General features: G+C 60.3%; 16 protein-coding genes and 1 pseudogene. 8 read left to right on the top strand and 9 right to left on the bottom strand.

Annotated elements, in window-relative coordinates; all coding sequences use genetic code 11:
• Positions 1-426 precede the first annotated feature (426 nt).
• Positions 427-1,230, top strand: coding sequence for a hypothetical protein (locus tag ACM6IK_RS11995; protein WP_414874491.1), 804 nt, complete (start codon positions 427-429; stop codon positions 1,228-1,230).
• Between the two features lie 33 nt (positions 1,231-1,263).
• Here the strand turns inward: ACM6IK_RS11995 and ACM6IK_RS11990 are convergent, their stop codons facing one another.
• Both ACM6IK_RS11990 and ACM6IK_RS11985 read right to left on the bottom strand, forming a co-directional pair.
• A complete protein-coding gene (locus ACM6IK_RS11990; RefSeq protein ID WP_414874490.1) occupies positions 1,264-2,001 on the bottom strand; it encodes a hypothetical protein in 738 nt (245 codons plus the stop codon).
• Positions 2,002-2,191: 190 nt separating this feature from the next.
• Positions 2,192-2,428 (bottom strand): hypothetical protein, encoded by a 237-nt coding sequence (locus ACM6IK_RS11985; RefSeq protein WP_414874489.1) that lies wholly within the window; start codon positions 2,426-2,428, stop codon positions 2,192-2,194.
• A gap of 406 nt (positions 2,429-2,834) precedes the next feature.
• Between ACM6IK_RS11985 and ACM6IK_RS11980 the strand changes: the two genes are divergently transcribed.
• Positions 2,835-3,284 (top strand): anti-virulence regulator CigR family protein, encoded by a 450-nt coding sequence (locus tag ACM6IK_RS11980; RefSeq protein WP_414874488.1) that lies wholly within the window; start codon positions 2,835-2,837, stop codon positions 3,282-3,284.
• 120 nt (positions 3,285-3,404) lie between these two features.
• Positions 3,405-3,905, top strand: coding sequence for a hypothetical protein (locus ACM6IK_RS11975; protein ID WP_414874487.1), 501 nt, complete (start codon positions 3,405-3,407; stop codon positions 3,903-3,905).
• A gap of 172 nt (positions 3,906-4,077) precedes the next feature.
• Here ACM6IK_RS11975 and ACM6IK_RS11970 read toward each other — a convergent pair whose 3' ends face one another.
• Positions 4,078-4,530, bottom strand: coding sequence for a hypothetical protein (locus ACM6IK_RS11970; RefSeq protein ID WP_414874486.1), 453 nt, complete (start codon positions 4,528-4,530; stop codon positions 4,078-4,080).
• A gap of 323 nt (positions 4,531-4,853) precedes the next feature.
• Between ACM6IK_RS11970 and ACM6IK_RS11965 the strand changes: the two genes are divergently transcribed.
• Complete coding sequence (locus ACM6IK_RS11965; RefSeq protein ID WP_414874485.1) at positions 4,854-6,575, top strand: SulP family inorganic anion transporter; 1,722 nt, start codon at positions 4,854-4,856, stop codon at positions 6,573-6,575.
• Between the two features lie 58 nt (positions 6,576-6,633).
• Entirely contained in the window at positions 6,634-7,452 is an 819-nt protein-coding gene (gene ppk2, locus ACM6IK_RS11960) for a polyphosphate kinase 2 (protein ID WP_414874484.1), read from the top strand.
• Positions 7,453-7,501: 49 nt separating this feature from the next.
• Here ppk2 and speF read toward each other — a convergent pair whose 3' ends face one another.
• On the bottom strand, positions 7,502-9,685 hold the full coding sequence (gene speF / locus ACM6IK_RS11955; RefSeq protein WP_414874483.1) for an ornithine decarboxylase SpeF: 2,184 nt from the start codon (positions 9,683-9,685) through the stop codon (positions 7,502-7,504).
• 427 nt (positions 9,686-10,112) lie between these two features.
• Here speF and ACM6IK_RS11950 point away from each other — a divergent pair, with 427 nt between their 5' ends.
• Complete coding sequence (locus ACM6IK_RS11950; RefSeq protein ID WP_414874482.1) at positions 10,113-10,895, top strand: DeoR/GlpR family DNA-binding transcription regulator; 783 nt, start codon at positions 10,113-10,115, stop codon at positions 10,893-10,895.
• Positions 10,896-11,146: 251 nt separating this feature from the next.
• Here the strand turns inward: ACM6IK_RS11950 and ACM6IK_RS11945 are convergent, their stop codons facing one another.
• From ACM6IK_RS11945 to ACM6IK_RS11925, 5 genes and pseudogenes are all read right to left on the bottom strand, one after another.
• Positions 11,147-12,442 (bottom strand): NAD(P)/FAD-dependent oxidoreductase, encoded by a 1,296-nt coding sequence (locus ACM6IK_RS11945; RefSeq protein WP_414874481.1) that lies wholly within the window; start codon positions 12,440-12,442, stop codon positions 11,147-11,149.
• 190 nt (positions 12,443-12,632) lie between these two features.
• Positions 12,633-13,330: pseudogene (locus ACM6IK_RS11940) on the bottom strand (chromate transporter); the annotation flags it as partial.
• A gap of 291 nt (positions 13,331-13,621) precedes the next feature.
• Positions 13,622-14,521, bottom strand: a complete 900-nt coding sequence (locus ACM6IK_RS11935) for a bestrophin family protein (RefSeq protein ID WP_414874480.1) — start codon at positions 14,519-14,521, stop codon at positions 13,622-13,624.
• A gap of 5 nt (positions 14,522-14,526) precedes the next feature.
• On the bottom strand, positions 14,527-15,525 hold the full coding sequence (moaA, locus tag ACM6IK_RS11930; RefSeq protein ID WP_414874479.1) for a GTP 3',8-cyclase MoaA: 999 nt from the start codon (positions 15,523-15,525) through the stop codon (positions 14,527-14,529).
• A 358-nt stretch (positions 15,526-15,883) separates the two neighbouring features.
• Positions 15,884-16,735, bottom strand: coding sequence for a CAP domain-containing protein (locus ACM6IK_RS11925; RefSeq protein WP_414874478.1), 852 nt, complete (start codon positions 16,733-16,735; stop codon positions 15,884-15,886).
• A 142-nt stretch (positions 16,736-16,877) separates the two neighbouring features.
• On the opposite strand from ACM6IK_RS11925, the gene ACM6IK_RS11920 reads away from it, so the two are divergent.
• Both ACM6IK_RS11920 and ACM6IK_RS11915 read left to right on the top strand, forming a co-directional pair.
• On the top strand, positions 16,878-17,498 hold the full coding sequence (locus ACM6IK_RS11920) for a cell wall hydrolase (protein ID WP_414874477.1): 621 nt from the start codon (positions 16,878-16,880) through the stop codon (positions 17,496-17,498).
• Between the two features lie 199 nt (positions 17,499-17,697).
• Complete coding sequence (locus tag ACM6IK_RS11915) at positions 17,698-18,675, top strand: NAD-dependent epimerase (protein WP_414874476.1); 978 nt, start codon at positions 17,698-17,700, stop codon at positions 18,673-18,675.
• Positions 18,676-18,720 lie beyond the last annotated feature (45 nt).

The following is an 18,720-nucleotide window of genomic DNA, read 5'->3' as shown; positions in this document are numbered from 1 at the left end:
ACCCTGTCGCCAATTTAAGTCAGCGACTGCCCAACCATAGGCATCGATTTCGACTGCCGCAACCGGCCTGTAGGACGCTAAATGCCCCTGTGGCGAGGGAGCTTGCTCCCGTTCGGCGGCTCTGCCGCCGTAAAACCGGGCACTGCGGTGTGTCTGAGGAAATGAGTTGCAAGGGATGAGGTCTGCTTCGCAGCCTAGCGGGAGCAAGCTCCCTCGCCACAACGGGACAGGTCCTACAATTTTTTCAGGCGTCAAGATTGAACGTTCGTCGGATGGCGGGTTGCTACCATCGCAATTGCCTGCCGATATCAACATGGCTGCTACGCTTGGTCGTTGCAGCGCCCGAGCCCCATTCCTGCTCACACTGCAAGGGTTATCACGGATTGCGACATCCATTCCTGTCGGCAACCTGCACGGAGGCAGGCGATGGTGATCAAATGCATGGCCGATTCGACTGCGGCGGGGGTTCCCGAGCCGCTCGATCGGGAAGAAATCGAGCGGGTGCTGGCGCTGTTGCTGGCCAGCCCGTTGTTTGCCAAGTCCAGTCGCATGGGCAGCCTGTTGCGCTTTCTGGTCGAACACGACCTTCAGGCTTGCAATACGCCGCTGACCGAACACGCCATTGGCATCGCGGTGTTTCGTCGTGACCCGGCAGTGTATTGCACGGGCGACGATCCGGTGGTGCGAGTGCAGGTGGGGCGCTTGCGGCGCAAGCTCGCAGCGCATTACGCCGGTAACGGCCAGCAGGACCCGGTGCGTTTGTGCATTCCACCCGGGTGTTATCGCTTGACCTATCAGCGGCTGCGGCCCAAGGGCGTCGGCACTCGCCATCCTGTGGTCCAGATCCAGCCGTTTACCTGCCTCACCCGCGATGGCGATGACTTTACCCGAGGCTTGTGCGAGGAGTTGAGCTGCCGACTGTTCGAGTCCTTCGAGCAGGCGCAGACCGGGACCAATCATGTGTTGATGCGGGTGGCACGCAACAGCCAGCCGGTACCGGACTTCAAGCGTGGCGGGCGTTACAGCTATTGCCTGGAGGGCAGCGTGCGGGTCGAGCCTTCGCGGGTGCGAGCGTCATTGCGCCTGGTGGATGTGGCGCAGGGGCGGATTCGCTGGTCGGCGCAGTTCGATCGCGATCGACCCTATGGCATCGCCACCCAGGAGGACCTCGCGCAGTCGATCTGCCGCTCGCTGACGGGCTACTTCGCCACGGCGGGCAAAGAGGAGTGAAAGGGCAACCGCAAGGTTGCCCCGGCATGACGGTTACACGGTTTTCCACTGACCGCCTTCGTAAAGGCGACCTGCGGTGTTATCGAACGTCAAGTCGATTTCGATCGCCTTGGAGCGTGAGGTACTGAACATGGTGCTGGTCTGTACGTTCTGTTCGAACCACACAAGGATGGTTTCCACCGGCGTCAGCACGGTTTCACCGGTGACCACCTGATCCACCGCAACGTAAATGGGGGTACTGACCTGATTGCCATCAATGCCGGTAGATAGCTGGTTGATACCCGGATGGATGGGCGCGTAGTCGTTTACAAAGGTCATGGAAATGTTTGGCCCCCCGGTAACCGCCGAACTCAGCAGACCGTGCTCATCGAGTGTCGATGTTTGTCCCAGGCCGATATTGACGATGTTGGTCGAGACTTTGACCTGAACATTTGCCTTGAACAGGTTGGACGCAAACAGCTGATACTGCGGCGTCCAGCTGAACTCGTTGTTGCTCAGGTAAGCGTCATAGGACTGCCAGACCACGTTGTAGTCGGCGTCACCCACCTTCTTGGCAAAGCACAGTTTGTAGCCGGACTTCTTCAGCAGCGTCAGGTCGCCGGCGGCGATTTCGATGGTGACGGTTTTTTGCGAAGCCGCCAGGGCCGACCTCAGTACCCGGCCGTAATCTGCCGCCTTCAGTTGCGTTGCACCCATGATCGACTTGACGGCTTCTTGCACATCATTGTGAAGCTGCTGGCTCTGTTGGCTGACAGCGATTGATTTGCTCATGGTTTCCCTCTTCCTTGGTGGTGTGTTGGGCAAGCAATGGGCTGCTGGCGCTTGGCGCTGCAGTCCATTGACGGTTTCACTCTAGGGGCGAGGGGCAGGGCGGCTAAGTGTCTTGGTGTTACAAGCGGGTATCGGGGATGTATCAGGGGCTGAGTCAGCGGGGCAGCCGATCGGCCGCCCCGCCTTGACCTCAGGCGGCCCGGGCATCGGCCCAGACGAAGTTCCAGCTGGTGCGTTTGCCCCTGGCGATCTCGATCAGCTTGTTCTCGTACACCGTGTGATTGACCACGCCGGTGTAGGTCAGGGTGCGGGCGGCATTGCTCCCGGTGACCTCGCCCGGGTTGCCGCCCGACTCGATCATGGCTTTTTTCATGTCGGCATCCGACGGGGCACTGCTCTGGTTTTTTTCCACTTTGACGAAACTCATGATTCACCTCTTCCGTGATGGGGGGATCGGTGCCAGCGCGGGCCGACAAGTCGACGACCCTGTTCCACACCGACGGCCATACTCTATTGGCCCGTTCGGCGGCGCAGAAGTGACAACTGCGGCGCTGAGGTAACAATCGGGAAACAGCGCCATGCGTTGAAGTATCTAGGACGTATCAAGCGTGGATTCACATCGAAGAAGGCTGCGGCGAGTACCTCGGGCCGAATGGGCACTCACCGAATGGAATTCCATACAAGGTATTAGACAAGCCCCATCCTTCGGCAAACGCCTGCAAGGCTTCGACCGGATAAGCTTAGACGGTTCAGCGTTCGGTGACTCGACGGAACCAACTTCGTCAATAGCGTCTAAATTTCAGGGAATATTCCCCACCGCGAAGGAATGAATCATGTTCAGGACTCGATCATTGATTGCAGCTGTTACCTGTTTGACTCTGGTCTGCGGCTCGGTGACGGCGCTGGCCGATCCCGGAAACGGCCAGGGTAACGGGAAGGTCAACCATGGCAACCAGGGCGGTCATGGCAACAAGAACAAGAGTTCCGGCGGTGGTGGAGACTGGAGCAATGGCCCGAGTATCAACCGTGGCAGCGTGCTCGAGATCATTGGCGTGAATACGGGCTACTGGAGCCCTGCGCCTGACTTGCCACCGGGTATTCAAAAGAACCTCGCCCGAGGCAAACCGCTTCCACCCGGCATTGCGAAAAAACTGGATGGCCGACTGGCCGGCAGGCTGCCCCACTATGATGGCTACGAATGGCAGCAAGTCGGCACGGACCTGATCCTGGTTGCGCTGGCCACCGGGCTTGTCTATGAAATTCTCGACGGTGCGTTTGATTAAAGTGTGGAAGGTAGTCTTCCCGCTGTTTCAAGGTGCTTCAGCCATTTGTCGTGGTATTTGAACTGTTGGAGGGATATCGCGTCATACGTCACGCGATATCAACCTCCTATGGAAGCCATCATGCTTTTAAAAAACAAGAGTCTCGTTGCTGTAATGTCATGCGCCATGATGCTTGCAGCCGCCCCGCTGCTCCCTGATGGCCTGTCGATCATGGGTTCCGCATACGCGAAGGACGGCGGTGGCGGTGGTGGCGGAAACGGCGGTGGCGGCGGTGGCGGCGGTGGTAACGGCGGCGGTAACGGTGGCGGAAACGGTGGAGGCCACGGCGGCGGTATGGGTGGCGGACACGCCGGCACCGGCCACTCCGGCAGTAACGGCCGCGGCGACGGGCTGGACAGCGACCATGCCGGCAAATCCGTGCGCGACCGTGGCCTGAGCGGGAACCACTACGGTAGTGAGCGCAATGACGATAACGGTCATGGCACCACGACGTCAGGCCTCGCCCACTCCGATACCCGTGGCGTCGCCAAGGCCAGCGCTATTTCGGCCTCGACGCCAGGTGATCACAACACCAAAGGCTTGAGTAAAGCCGGGCTGTCGACCTCGAAAAAATCCCATTGAGTTCGCGGTTGTAGACATCCGTTTCTGAACAGCCAAAAACCCGCTCAAAGGCGGGTTTTTTGCATTCTGAATTTGATCGCCGGACATGACACGGACTCGCAAAAACGTCACCGCTCGCACCGGACAACCGGTGGCACGAGCGGTATCGAGGGCCGGCCTGAATGGGTCGCAGCTATTTCGCTAACATTTCAGCCTTGATATCCCCGCAAAAAATATCGACGTTGCCATCGGTCGCAGCCGTGCGCACGACTACCGAATACTTGCCGTCAAGCAGGGTCTGCAACGGCACAGGCGCGGTTCTGGTAAAAGACCAGCCGCGTACGGCTTGGCGTTCGGTGTTGACGGTGTCGTTCATCGCATAGGCGACTGATCCGGGTTGCTGGCAGCTGCCGTTATTGATGAAAGAGTAAAGCCGCAAGGGCAGGATAACCCCGGTTGGAACACCGCTGACGAAGAAACTCAGCCCGGTTTTCTTGTCCCAGTCCGTCAACGTGACGGTGCCGATCTGACCGGCGTTTTGCCGGGTGGCGACCAGGTTAACGTTCACGCCGTGGGTCGATGAAGTGGTGCAGCCGCAAAGGCTTGCCGCAATCATGAGTGCTGCCAGTGAGGTTTTGAGCTTCATTGCCAAACTCCTGAGCTGAAGAACTGCAATGGGGGGAGTTAGCGGGTATAGCTCATTTATCGCTTTCATGACGTCGTCCATACAAGGCTTTCCCTTTTTCACCGGTGATGGCGGGGCGTCTGCCCCCTTCGCCAGCCATAGGGCGGCGTAGCCGTGCAAACCGGCTACATTTGTAACTGGTCGAGCCTGCGTGGACTGCCTGCCGGCACACGCGCTTCGCTGCCGATGAAGGTTTGCAGTGGTTGCGCGTGCAGTTAAAGGATTGTGCGGTCAGTTGAGTCTACTCATCATCCGCATGGGGCGAATTGCAACTGGAGTGACTCATGAATCAACAAGGCAGCCATCCGCAAGAGCGGAGTCCAGGCACTCCACAGCGGGGTACCGTGCGCAGCCTGTTGGTCCCGCAATGGCTCGGCGATTACCGGCCCGACTGGCTACGAGGCGATGTGGTCGCCGGGCTGACGGCAGCGGCCGTGGTCATTCCCAAGGCGCTGGCATATGCCACCATTGCCGGTCTGCCGGTGCAGGTCGGGCTATACACGGCGCTGGTGCCGATGGTGATCTACGCCGTGCTCGGCACCTCGCGCCCGCTCAGTGTCAGCACCACGACCACCCTGGCCATTCTCGCCGGTTCCGCCTTGGGCCAGATCAGCCCCGGCGGCGATGCGGCGACCTTGCTCGCGGGGTCCGCCACGCTGGCCCTGATGGTGGGCGCGATCCTGATCGTCGCGGGGTTGCTGCGCCTGGGCTTCGTCGCCAACTTCATTTCCGAACCGGTGCTGGTGGGATTCAAGGCCGGCATCGGCGTGGTCATCGTGCTCGACCAGCTACCCAAACTGCTGGGCACTCACATCGACAAAGGTGGCTTCCTGCACAACCTGGTGGCCACGGTACAGAGCGTCGGTCACGCCTCGCTGCCGACCGTGACGGTCGGCGTGTTCATGGTCTTGCTGCTGGTCGGCATGAAGCGTTTTACGCCACGCCTGCCCGCACCGTTGGTTGCGGTTGCGCTGGGCATCATCGGCATGAGCCTGTTTGGCCTGGAGAGCTTTGGTGTGTCCGCCGTCGGCCTGGTGCCGATCGGATTGCCCGCGCCGACCCTGCCGGTATGGTCGCTGGCTGAAACCCTGTGGCCTTCGGCGATGGGTATCGCGCTGATGAGCTTCACCGAAACCATCGCGGCAGGGCGCGCGTTCGCCCGCAGTGACGAGCCCGCGCCACAACCGAACCGGGAGCTGCTGGCCACCGGCGTTGCCAACATCGGCGGCGCATTTCTCGGGGCCATGGTCGCCGGTGGCGGGACCACCCAAACGGCGGTGAACCATTTGGCCGGCGCCCGTTCGCAACTGGCCGCACTGGTCACCGCAGCACTGGCATTGGGCACTTGCCTGCTGCTGGCGCCGCTGATTGGCCTGATGCCCAATGCCACGCTCGCTGCCGTGGTGATTGTGTATTCGGTAGGCCTGATCGAGCCGGCGGAGTTTCGCGAGATCCTGTCGGTTCGCCGTACCGAATTTGCCTGGGCCGTGGTGGCGATGATCGGCGTGATGCTGTTGGGCACGCTGCAAGGGATCGTCGTGGCGATCGTGGTTTCGCTGCTGGCACTGGCCTATCAAGTCTCGGACCCACCCGTGCACATCCTCGGGCGCAAACCCGGCACCAATGTGTACCGGCCGCAGTCCGCCGACCATGTCGATGACGAACACTTTGACGGACTGCTGTTGCTTCGGCCTGAAGGGCGGATTTTTTTCGCCAACGCCGAGCGTATCGGCATGAAGATGCGACCCCTGATCGAAGAGGCAAGGCCCTGCGTAGTGATACTGGACCTGCGCAGCGTGTTCGACCTGGAGTACACCGCCCTGAAAATGCTCACCGGGGCTGAACAGCAACTGCGGGAAAAAGGCATTTCACTGTGGCTGGTGGGCATGAGCCCAGGCGTCTGGGACATGGTCATCAAGGCACCCTTGGGCCATACGTTGGGCGAAGCGCGCATGTTCCTGAATCTGGAGCAGGCGGTTGAACACTACCAGCGCAATCGAGGCTGAATGAACGCGGCCGGGCGCACTCCGGACGCTGTGTGACGCATTGAAGGAGGTAACGGGCATGGCAAAGAAGAAGGCTGCACCGAAAAGCAAACCGGTCGAAGGCGACAAGCTCAAGAACAAGGTGTATCTCGAGGAACTGGCGAAGCTGCACGTCGAGCTGGTCAAGCTGCAGGAGTGGGTGCAGCACACGGGCGCGAAGATTTGCATCATCTTCGAGGGCCGTGATGGCGCCGGCAAGGGCGGGACCATCAAGGCGCTGACCGAACGGGTCAGCCCGCGAGTGTTCCGGGTGATGGCGCTGCCGGCACCGACCGACCGGGAAAAAAGCCAGATGTATTTGCAACGTTACCTGCCGCACCTGCCGGCGGCCGGTGAAGTGGTGATCTTCGATCGCAGCTGGTACAACCGCGCCGGGGTCGAGCGGGTCATGGGCTTTTGCAGCGAGCAGCAGGTGCGCACGTTTCTTACCGTGGCGCCGCGCGTCGAGCAGGCCCTGGTCGAATCGGGAATCATCCTGATCAAGTACTGGCTTGAGGTGAGTCAGGAGGAACAGACCCGACGCCTCAAGGCGCGTATCACCGACGGGCGCAAGATCTGGAAGCTGTCGCCCATGGACCTCAAGTCCTACAACCGCTGGTACGACTACTCCCGTGCCCGGGACGACATGTTCAAGTACACCGACACCAAATTCGCCCCTTGGCGAGTCGCCAACTCCAATGACAAGCGACGGGCGCGACTGAACATCATCAGTGATGTGCTCAAAAGCATTCCCTACGAGGAAGTACCTCGGGCGACAGTGAAGCTGCCCAAACGGCAAGGTCCCGGTAGCTATCGGGAACCGAACTATCCGTTCAAGTTCATTGCGGAAAAATTCTGATCGATGCGTTGGGCAGGAACCGGCCCACGCCGGCTCCTGCCGCCTGCCATCAGGCCTTGATCACATACCCATACGCCCGGGTGCGACCGTCTTCGTGCTTCAGGTACACGCCTTGCAGTTCCGGTGTGAAACCCGGCAACGCATTGATGCCTTCTTCAAGGGCCAGGAAGTACTTCAACACCGCGCCACCCCAGATTTCCCCCGGCACCACGCACAAGACGCCCGGCGGATAAGGCAGCGCGCCCTCGGCCGCAATGCGACCATCGGCATCGGTCAGCGCCACCAGTTCGACGTTGCCACGGATGTACTCGATTTGCGCTTGCTGCGGGTTCATGGCCTTTTTCGGGAAGTGTGCCTTGCGGAACATGTCCTTCTGCAATTGCTGCACGTTGTGGCTGCGATACAGGTCGTGCATTTCCTGGCAGAGCTGGCGGATGGTGTAGTCGCGGTAGCGTTCCTGGTGCTGCGCGTAGATGGCCGGCAGCACCCGGCTCATCGGCGCGTCTTCGCTGATGAAGCGTTCGAAGCGGGCGATCTGTGCGGCCAGGTGGGTCATCTTCGCCCAGTCTTCGGCCGGGGTGAGCAGGAACAGGATCGAGTTGAGGTCGCACTTTTCCGGGACGATGCCGTTCTCGCGCAGGAAGTTGGCCAGGATGCCGGCGTGAATGCCGAAGTCGGTGTAGCTGCCGTCCACCGGGTCGATGCCCGGCGTGGTGAACAGCAGTTTGCACGGGTCGATGAAGTACTGCTTGTCGGCATAACCGGGAAAAGCATGCCAGCGATCCTTGGGATGGAACTCAAAGAAACGGATATCGCTGGCGATAGCGTCGGTCGAGTGATCCTGCCATGGGCGCCCATCGATGGTATCCGGCACGAACGGGCGGACCAGGGTGCAGGCTTCGAGGATCAGCTTGCGCGCTTCGATACCGAACTTCACGCAGTCTTCCCACAGGCGCAGGCCGCTGCGTCCCGAGTGAATGCGCGCATTCACATCCAGTGAGGCGAACAGCGGGTAGAACGGGCTGGTGGACGCCTGGGCCATGAAGGCGTTGTTGAGCCGGTGATGGTTGCAATAGCGCGCCTGGCCTTTGATGTGCCGGTCTTTCTTGTGGATTTGCGAGGCCTGGGAAAAACCGGCCTGCTGTTTGTGCACCGATTGGGTGACGAAGATGCCCGGGTCGTTCTCGCCCAGGTCGAGCAACATGGGCGAGCAATCCTTCATCATTGGAATGAACTGTTCGTAACCGACCCACGCCGAGTCGAACAGGATGTAGTCACACAACTTGCCAATGCGGTCGACCACTTGCCGGGCGTTGTACACGGTGCCGTCGTAGGTGCCCAGTTGAATGATCGCCAGGCGGAACGGCCGTGGCAGCTGCGCCTTGTCCGGGGCGACTTCGGCGATCAGCTCGCGCAGGTAGTTTTCTTCGAAACAGTGGGCGTCGATGCCGCCGATGAAGCCGTAAGGGTTGCGCGCGGTTTCCAGATAGACCGGCGTGGCACCGGCCTGCAACAAGGCGCCCTGGTGATTGGACTTGTGGTTGTTGCGATCGAACAGCACCAGGTCGCCCGGGGTCAACAGGGCGTTGGTCACCACCTTGTTCGAGGCCGAGGTGCCGTTGAGCACGAAGTAGGTCTTGTCGGCGTTGAACACCTGTGCCGCCTGTTTTTGCGCCAGCAGTGCCGGGCCTTCGTGGATCAGCAGGTCGCCGAGTTTGACGTCGGCGTTGCACATGTCGGCGCGAAACAGCGTCTCGCCGAAGAAGTCGAAAAACTGCCGCCCGGCCGGGTGCTTGCGAAAGAACTGGCCGCCCTGGTGACCGGGGCAGGCAAAGGTCGCATTGGCGGCTTCGGTGTAGTGTTTGAGCGCATCGAAGAACGGCGGCAGCAGGCTTTCTTCATAGGCCCTGGCCGCGGTTTCCAGTTGGTTACCGTGGTATTCGACGTTGCTGGGGGACAGGTCGAAGATGCCGTTCACTTGAAGCAGCACGTCATTGAGGTGTTTGTAGACTTCCCGGGGGTGGGTGCTGGTGCCGGGGGACGCCACCAGGAAAATCGGGATATCAAAACCGGTGCGCTGAATGGCGTCGAGGGATCCGGCCAACACATCATTGACCGACACCACGGCCACGGCGACGTCGGTGAAGTCGGTGTGACCGAGCGGGACCACCTCCCGGGTGTTCAGGAAACAAGCGGATGCGCCTTCACTGGCGGCGATTTTCAGGGCTTTCATCGGTGGTGTCTCCTGGCGGGCACTCAATTGTCCGCAGCTTTTTTAGAGATCAACTTCCGGGGGAGCCTTCCAGTTCCCCTGATCGGAAATCGTGCCACCACTGTTTATAGAGCATATTCCTGATCTGTCAGGCTTTTTACCGCGACCTTGCACATCTTGACGCCTCACGACCTGTCGGTCAGGCGTGTACCAGTGCAATCGTGAACGAGACCACGATCATGCACGCAAAAGCAAAATTGATATTCATGAAGTTTCCATCCAAAACATGAGTGACGGCGCCATCCTGAACAGGTCACAGGAAAATGAAAAATTCGGCGTAATGATTTGAAAGATCGAAAAAAATGATACCTGGCCGGTTCGTTGTTTTTGCGCAGGGTTGCAGATACTCTCGGGTAACACGCAATTACACGCATAAACGAGCAAAAACATGCACGACAACCATTCTGCAGCCGAACTTCCGTCAGTGCGTCGGCAAAAGATCCTGTTGATCCTCGAACGTGACGGCAAGGTCATGGCCTCGGAGTTGAGCCAGCATTTCGCGGTGTCCGAAGACACCATCCGCCGCGATCTGGCGGAGCTGGCCAGCGCCGGCCTGGTGCAGCGGGTGCACGGCGGGGCGTTGCCGCGGCCCAAGGATACGGGCAAGGACTATTTCACCCGGATCAGCGAAACCGATGAAGTGAAAACCCATCTGGCGCAACTGGCCGCGCAACGGGTGCAGGATGGTCAGATCGTGGTGTTCGATTCCGGCACCACCACCTTGCAGATTGCGCGTTCGCTGCCGGCGGACATCGCCATCACCGCGATCACTGCATCGCCGATGACGGCCATTACCCTGTCCGAATACCAAGGCATCAAGGTGATCCTGGCCGGCGGTCAGCTCAACCCGGCGACGATGTCGGCCAGCGGCCACGAAACCCTGCGGCTGCTGGCGGGCATCAAGGCTGATCTGCTGTTTACCGGGGTCTGCGCGATACACCCGCAGGTGGGCTTAAGCTCACTGCACTTTGATGAAGTGCCGGTGAAACAGGCGATGCTCGACTGTGCTTCCCACGTGATCGCCGTCACCACCGCGGACAAGCTCGGCGCGGTGGAACCCTTTGTCGTCGCGCCTTGCAACCGCGTGCACACGCTGATCACCGAACGGCATGTGGCGTCAGGCAATGTCGAGGACTACCGGGCGCTGGGGATCGAGGTGGTGCAGGCTTGAGCGGGTCTCTGTGGCCACATTTTTGCGCTCACTGAAAATCAAAATGTGGGAGCGAGCTTGCTCGCGATGGCGTACTTTCAGCCGACATCACTGCTCAATGACACACCGCCATCGCGAGCAAGCTCGCTCCCACAGGGATTGATGTCTAGCTCAAATATCGAGGCTGGCAAACAGCCCTTGTGGGAGCGAGCTTGCTCGCGATAGCGGTGTGACTGGCGCCGAATGTGTGTCGAATGTATTGGCCAGTAACCTCAACGCAATCGCTCAAGCATCTGGTAGTACCACATGCCCGCGGCGAGCATCGGATTGCCGAGCAGGTCGCCCATGGGCACGCGGATGTGCTGGCAGGCGGCGAAGGTGTCGAACTGCTCCAGCTGCCCGGTGATCGCCCGGCCCATGATTTCACCCATGATGTGGGTGGTGGCGATGCCGTGGCCGGAGTAGCCCTGGCAATACCAGACGTTGTCAGAGAGCTTGCCCAGTTGCGGGATGCGGTTGATCACGATGCCCATCGCGCAGCTCCACTGGTAATCGATGGCCACGCCTTTGAGCGCCGGGAAGGTCTGCTCGATGCACGGGCGCAGCTCGGCGGCGATGTCCCGCGAATCCTTGCCGCTGTAGTTGGCGCCGCCACCGAACAACAGGCGACCGTCGGCGGTCAGGCGGTAGTAGTCGAGTACGAAACGACAGTCGTAGACCGCCAGGTCTTCGGGGTTGATCTGTCTGGCCAGATCGCCCAGCGGCGCGGTGGTGACGATGCCGCCCATGGCCGGGAAAATCTTGCCCTTGAGTTTGCCCGGTTCCAGCTTGTGGTAGACGTCGCCGGCCAGCAGCACCTGATTGGCGTCGATCTGCCCGTGGGCGGTGCGTACGCCGGGGCTCTGGTGAAGGCCATCGCCATGGATGATCTCCAGCACTTCGCTGTTCTCGAAGATCAACGCACCGAGGCTCTCGGCTGCGCGGGCCTCGCCGATGCACAGGTTGAGCGGGTGCAGGTGCATGTTGCGGGTGTTCTTGATCGCGCCGTGGTAGAGGTCGCTTTGCAGCAGGTCGCGCACCTGGCTGCGGTCGAGCAGGCTGACCTCATCGCCCATGCCCCGGCGCACCGCCTCGTCATAATCCTTGCGCAAGCCGACCATGTGCGCGGGCTTGTACGCGGCGTGCAGGTGACCGTGCTTGAGGTCGCAGGCGATGCCGTATTTTTCCACGCGCTGCCGGATGATCTGGTGCCCGCGCCAGCGCAGGTTCCAGATGAAGTCGTCGACTTCATCGCCGATGGTGCGGCGCATCTGTTTGCGCATGGCTTCGTCGCCCGACAGGCTGCCGGTGACCTGGCCGCCATTGCGCCCGGTGGCGCCCCAGCCGATCTTGTGGCTTTCGACGATGGCGACCTTCAGGCCTTTTTCCGCCAGCTCGACGGCGCTGGCCACGCCGGTGAATCCGCCGCCGATGATCACCACATCAACCCGGTGCCGGCCTTGCAGCGTCGGGTAGTCGGTGTCCTGGTCGAGGGTGGCGGTGTAGTAAGAATTGCAACGTTGAGTCATGTCGGTGTCCAGGCAGAATTGGGAGAAACCAATGCCGGTCAGTCGAAGTGCGCAGGGATTGCGGCGCGTGTAAATGTTTGATTCAGAACATCAGGTGCACACCGAGGCCGATCAACACCTCGATCACCCCGCGCTTGAACCGCAACAACGCAATGCCCGCCACAATGGCGATCAGCAGCGAAGGCCAGTCCAGCCGTCCTTCCCAGCCGAACAGTGCGGTGAGCATAGCCATGGGCAGTGTCCACAAGATCGCACCGATAACGGCCAGACCGAAGGATTTTTTCGCCGTGCTGTGGCCACCGATCCTGAATTTTTCCGGCGCCAGGCGTCCGCCGAAAAAGCCGATGACCGCTGCGCCGAGCACGATCAATGGAAACGGCAAGTCGATCATGAAGATGGCCACGAAGGACGCGGCGGCGATGCCCCATAACCAGCCGTTCTTCAGCGCCCGCGAGCCGATCCGGTGGGCCGCCTGCACCACGATTGCCGTGACCGCCGGCTTGATCCCGTAGAACAATCCGGCGACCACGGGCACTTCACCAAAGGCGATGTACACCCAGGACAGCGCAATCAGGATGAACAACGACGGCAACACAAACAGCACGCCAGCGATCACGCCACCCCAGGTGCGGTGCATCAGCCAGCCGATGTAGGTCGCCAACTGCTGAGCCTCAGGCCCGGGCAGCAACATGCAATAGTTGAGGGCGTGCAGAAAGCGCCGCTCGGAGATCCAGCGCCGGCGCTCGACCAGTTCCTGATGCATGATCGAAATCGCCCGCCAAAGCTGATGAAACCGAGCTTGAGCCAGAACAGAAAGGCTTCGCGCAGGCTGATGGACCGGGGCTCCGGCAGATCCTGGTGGGTGATCGGGGAGGGCGTGGGGCTCAAACGCAGGTTCCTAGTGCAGAAAAGCTTTGAGCCAAAGACTGTAGCTACGCCGGAGCGCGTTGCATAGCTGCTTGATGCTGCGAAGCCGTTGCTGTGGAAACGCTCGATCAAACCGGGCAAGCCCGCTCCTACAGTTTTGATCTTCAGTGAGCACCAATCCCGCGACCAGCCGCAATCCCTGTAGGAGCGGGCTTGCCCGCGAAGAGGCCGGCACATTCGATGGAGACGTTGGCTGACCCACCGCTATCGCGAGCAAGCTCGCTCCTACAGGGATTGCGTGTTTCTTGAGGGTCAATTCAGAACAAAATCCACCGGCTCCAGTTGTGGCGGTAGTTCCGTCACACCCAGCGCGGCCAGCACATCGCGCTCGATGTTGCGCACGATGGCGTCGGTGGGCAGGTCGTTTTCGTCGCGGCCGAAGGGGTCTTCCAGTTCGTCGGCAATCGCATCCAGGCCGAAAAAGGTGTAGCTGACAATCGCGGTGAAAATCGGTGTCAACCAGCCCAGGGGCTCGGCCATGGCGAACGGCAGGAGGATGCAGAACAGGTAGATGGTGCGGTGCAGCAGCAGCGTGTAGGGAAACGGCAGTGGAGTGTTCTTGATCCGTTCACAGACCGCCTGCGCGTGGGTCAGGCCTGTCAGGTGGTTGGCCATGAGCGTGTAGCGCCAGTCGTTGATCGCCCCGGACTCGTTGAGTGCCGAGCACTGTTGACCGACCTGCATCAGTATTTGCCCGGTGATGTCTGTGGAGTTGCCCTTGGGCATCGGCTGCAGCCAGTCGCCACTGGCGGCCATTTCGTTTTCCTGGCGCAGCCGCGCGTTGAGGGCATGGGCGAAGCCGCACAGGTTGCTGAGGATCGTGTGGCGTTCAGCCGTGTCCTTGATCACCAGGGTTTCACGAATCATCGAACGGACTTCCACGATCACATCGCCCCACGCCTTGCGCGCTTCATACCAGCGGTCGTAGCAGGCGTTGTTGCGAAAGCTCATGAAGATCGACAGCGACAAACCCAGCAGCGTGAAGGGCGTGGCGCTGACCTTGGAAAAGTAACTGGGATGCAAGGTTTCAATGAGCACGATGGCCGAGGCGAGCAGCGTCACCATCAGGCTGCGCCAGGCGATGCGCTTGGCAATCGAACCCTTGAGGGACGTCAGCACGCCGATCAGGTTGGGTTTGGGTCTGACGATCATGGGTCTCAGCCGCCCGTCATGTTCATGAAGCGAACAACCTGAACATCGTCGTTCACTTCGAAGTTGTGTCGGTAAGGCTTGAGTTTCATCGCCTCGATAATGGCTTTTTCCAGGCGCTCGGGCTGTCCGGGGTGGCTGCGCAACACAGCCTTGAGATCCACGGCGTGCTCATTGCCCAGGCACAGCAGCAGACGTCCTTCCACGGTCAGCCGCACCCGGTTGCAGGTGCCGCAAAAGTTGTGGCTGTGGGGTGAGATGAACCCCAGGCGAATCTGCGGCGCCTCGGCCAGGCGCCAATAGCGCGACGGCCCTTGGGTCGACTCGGCCGAATCGATCAAAGTGTAGCGTTCGGCGATGCGTTCGCGGACCTGGCTGCTTGCGAAAAACGCTTCGGCGCGGCTGTGCTCATCGATGGTGCCCAGGGGCATTTCCTCGATGAAGGAGATGTCGAGGTTACGGTCGATGGCGAAGCTCACCAGATCATTGATCTCATGGTCGTTGCGGCCCTTCATCACCACGCAATTGAGCTTGGTATTGCGAAATCCTGCCCGGTTGGCGGCGTCGATGCCCTTGATCACTTGCGCCAGGTCACCGGTGCGGGTCAGTTCGCGAAAACGTTGCGGGTCCAGGCAGTCGAGGCTGATGTTGAGGCGCTTGACCCCGGCGTCGAACAACGGCTCGGCCAGTTTTGCCAGCTGCGAACCGTTGGTGGTCATGCACAGTTCACGCAGGCCGGGCAGGGCGGCGATCTTCTCGCACAGTTGCACCACCCCCGGACGGATCAGCGGCTCGCCTCCGGTCAGGCGGATCTTGCGGGTGCCCAGCGCCACGAAGCTTTCGGCGACTTGATAGATCTCTTCCAGCGTCAGCACCCGTTGCCGGGGCAGAAACTGCATGTCCTCGGCCATGCAATACACGCAACGGAAATCGCAGCGGTCGGTGACCGACATCCGCAGATAGTCCACGCGCCGGGAGAAGCCATCGATCAAGACTCGTTCTGACATGATTTTCTTTCTTGGCACGGCACACATTGAATGAGTATCCGCAAAACCTGTAGGAGCGAGCCTGCTCGCGATGGTCGTTAACGATTACGCGCGCTTTCTGGCTGAACGCGGTGTCCTTGGGACCATCGCGAGCAGGCTCGCTCCTACAGTTACGGATTACGTTGTTTGCGGACTTGTTGAGCGCAGGCTAAGAGCAACTTTGCCGGGCGTCCAATCACTATTGATGACCGGGTGATCGACCGGATCTATGATGAACTTTAATCCTGATGTACACGGTCTGGAGCCACTACGTGGACCAGCACTCTGTAGGAGCAATCGAGCGTCGACCGGCTGCTCCTACAGGGACTTCGGTTTTTGGTTACTGCGCCCCAAACACCGCCGTCCAGTAAATCCCCGCATCACTCTTCGGATCATTCGCATACGCCGCGCCCAGTTCGCGGAACTGCGGGTTCATCAGGTTGGCGCAGTGGCCGGGGCTGGCCAGCCAGCCATCGACCACCTTGCGTACGCTGTCCTGTCCGGCGGCGATGTTTTCGCCGATCTGCTGGAAGTCGTAGCCGGCCAGTTCCGCGCGGTCGCCTGGGGTGCGGCCATCGCGGTCCTTGTGATCGAAGTAGTTGTTGTTGGCCATGGAGCGGGAGTGGGTTTCGGCGGCCGTGCCCAGTATGGCGTTCCAGGCCAGCGGCGCGGTCGCATTGAAAGACTGGGTGCCGCATTGGCGCGGCTTGGCCCGTGCGGCGTTGAGTTCGATGAGCAGCTTCTGGCCCTCGGTCTGCCAGTCGCCCAGGCGTGAACTCAGCAGTGGCCGCGCCACGACGATGCGCCACTGATTGTCCTGGCGACTGACGCCGACATCGACGAATTGCGGGTCGAGGACGATCTGGCAAAAACTCTCCTGAATCGCTTTCATCGCCGAGGCCGCATCGCGAGGCCCGGACAGGCTGATGGCCTGCACATTCTTCATCGGATAACCCGCAGTGGCCATGGCCTGCTGCAGATTGCCGGTGCTCGGGGCGGTCAGCACCAGGCGCGGGTCGGCCGACAGTGGTGGCAGCTCCGCTGAGACCTGGCCGGCACAGCGCTGCAGTTGGCTGCGGTAGACGTTGATCGATTCGATCAATTGCGCTTCGTCCGCCGCCATAGCGTTAGCGGCGAATACCAGGCCCAGAGACAAACCGGCCAAACGCAGTGCGGATGAGATGAATCCCATGAAAATCCCCCTTGAGCAGATGGCACCCATGATGCGCGAAGTTGCCCCGTCTAAGACAACGGAATTATCCAGAGTGTAGTGGGGCGGGTGAAATCATTTCACTACTACACTGAATCGAATCGCTCACCGAGTGACACCGACCATGCGCCTCGACTGGATCGCCAGCTGCCTAGCCTTCACGTTGCTTGCCGGCCCGGTGTCCGCTACGGATCAAGAGCAGAAACAGCAAGCGGCCGAGAACAAGGCCGAGGTGCTGGAACAGAAAGCCGCCGAGAATAAAAGCCCCGCACCGGCACCCAAGGCTGAAGCGATTACCCCGTCCGAAGTCCAGGCCGTTGACCCGGCGGGTGTCGCGCCGCTGGACGACGCGATCACGTGCCTGGCCCGCTCCATTTACTGGGAAGCCAGGGGCAGGGACTCCGCCGACATGGAGGCGGTGGCCAACGTGGTCATGAATCGCCTGGGGCACGAGGGCTTTCCGAACACGGTGTGCAAAGTGGTCAAACAGGGTTCGGAGACCAAGAGTTGCCAGTTTTCCTGGTGGTGTGACGGTAAGTCCGATTCGGTCCAGGAAGAGGTGCCTTATGCGATGGCCAAGGAAATCGCGCGCAAGGCCCTGAACAAGGAACTGCCGGACCGCACCCAGGGTGCCCTGTATTTCCATGATCGTACCGTCAAGCCGGATTGGGCCACGCAATACATCAAGACCGTGGATATCGGCTTGTTCCGGTTTTATAAACCACGTGACGATTCGGTCAAATAGTAGCGGCGGTTTCGGCCAAAAATTGTTTTTTTGCTGAGGTCGCGCACGGGGTTATCGAAACTGAAATGTTTCTGTTTTATAAGCTTCACAACGAAACCGTGTGCGAATGACGCCATAAGCAGGAGCTATATATGAAGCTGACAAGGGTCTGGATCAGTAATCTCGCGCCGATCGCGGTGCAATCGCAGGCGTGCGTCCAATGACCGTTCTGGTCACCGGTGCGGCCGGTTTCATCGGATTTCATACGGTCCAGCGCTTGTGCCGCGAGGGTCAGGACGTTGTCGGTATCGACAACCTCAACGACTACTACGACGTGGAACTCAAGCATGCACGCCTCAAGGTGCTGGAGGCTTTGCCGGGCTTTCGCTTCCGGAAAATGGACATTGTCGATAAACCGGCCCTGATGAGCCTGTTTCAAGAACACCGTTTTACCGAGGTGGTGCACCTGGCCGCTCAGGCCGGAGTGCGCTATTCGCTGGACAACCCGGATGTCTATGGGCAATCGAACCTGGTGGGGTTCCTCAATGTGCTGGAAGCCTGTCGGCACCATCGCCCCGAGCATCTGATCTACGCCTCGAGCAGTTCGGTGTACGGCACCAACAGCAAGATGCCATTCAGTGTCGAGGACCCTGTCGAACATCCCGTTTCGCTGTACGCCGCCAGCAAGCGCGCCAATGAACTGCTGGCCGAAAGTTACTGCCACTTGTATGGCCTGAAAGCCAGTGGCCTGCGCTTTTTTACCGTCTACGGTCCATGGGGTCGCCCGGACATGGCGCTGTTCAAGTTTACCGACGCCATCCTCAAAGGCCTGCCCATCGACATTTACAACCAGGGGCAGATGTCGCGCGACTTTACCTACGTCGACGACATTGTCGAAGGTATCGCCCGACTACGCCCAAGGCCTCCGGTGCCGCAAGGCTCCGCCACCGGGGTAAACCGGCTCTTCAACATCGGGCGTGGCATGCCGGTGGCGTTGCTGGATTTCGTCGACTGCCTGGAATCCGCCCTGGGCTTGCAAGCCCGGCGCAACTACATGCCGATGCAGGCCGGTGATGTGGTCAAGACCTGGGCCGATGTCTCGGCACTGGCCGAGTGGGTGGGCTTCAGCCCGCAAGTGACGCTCGAAACCGGCGTTGGCGAGTTTGTGAAGTGGTATCGGCAGTTCTACCGGATTTGAAGCGTTCGCCTCTGATCTCGAAAAATCAAAAGGGCGAGAGAGACC

Source organism: Pseudomonas sp. IT-196MI5 (assembly GCF_949767415.1).
Classification (GTDB): domain Bacteria; phylum Pseudomonadota; class Gammaproteobacteria; order Pseudomonadales; family Pseudomonadaceae; genus Aquipseudomonas.
This window is presented reverse-complemented; position numbering and strand designations above follow the sequence as displayed.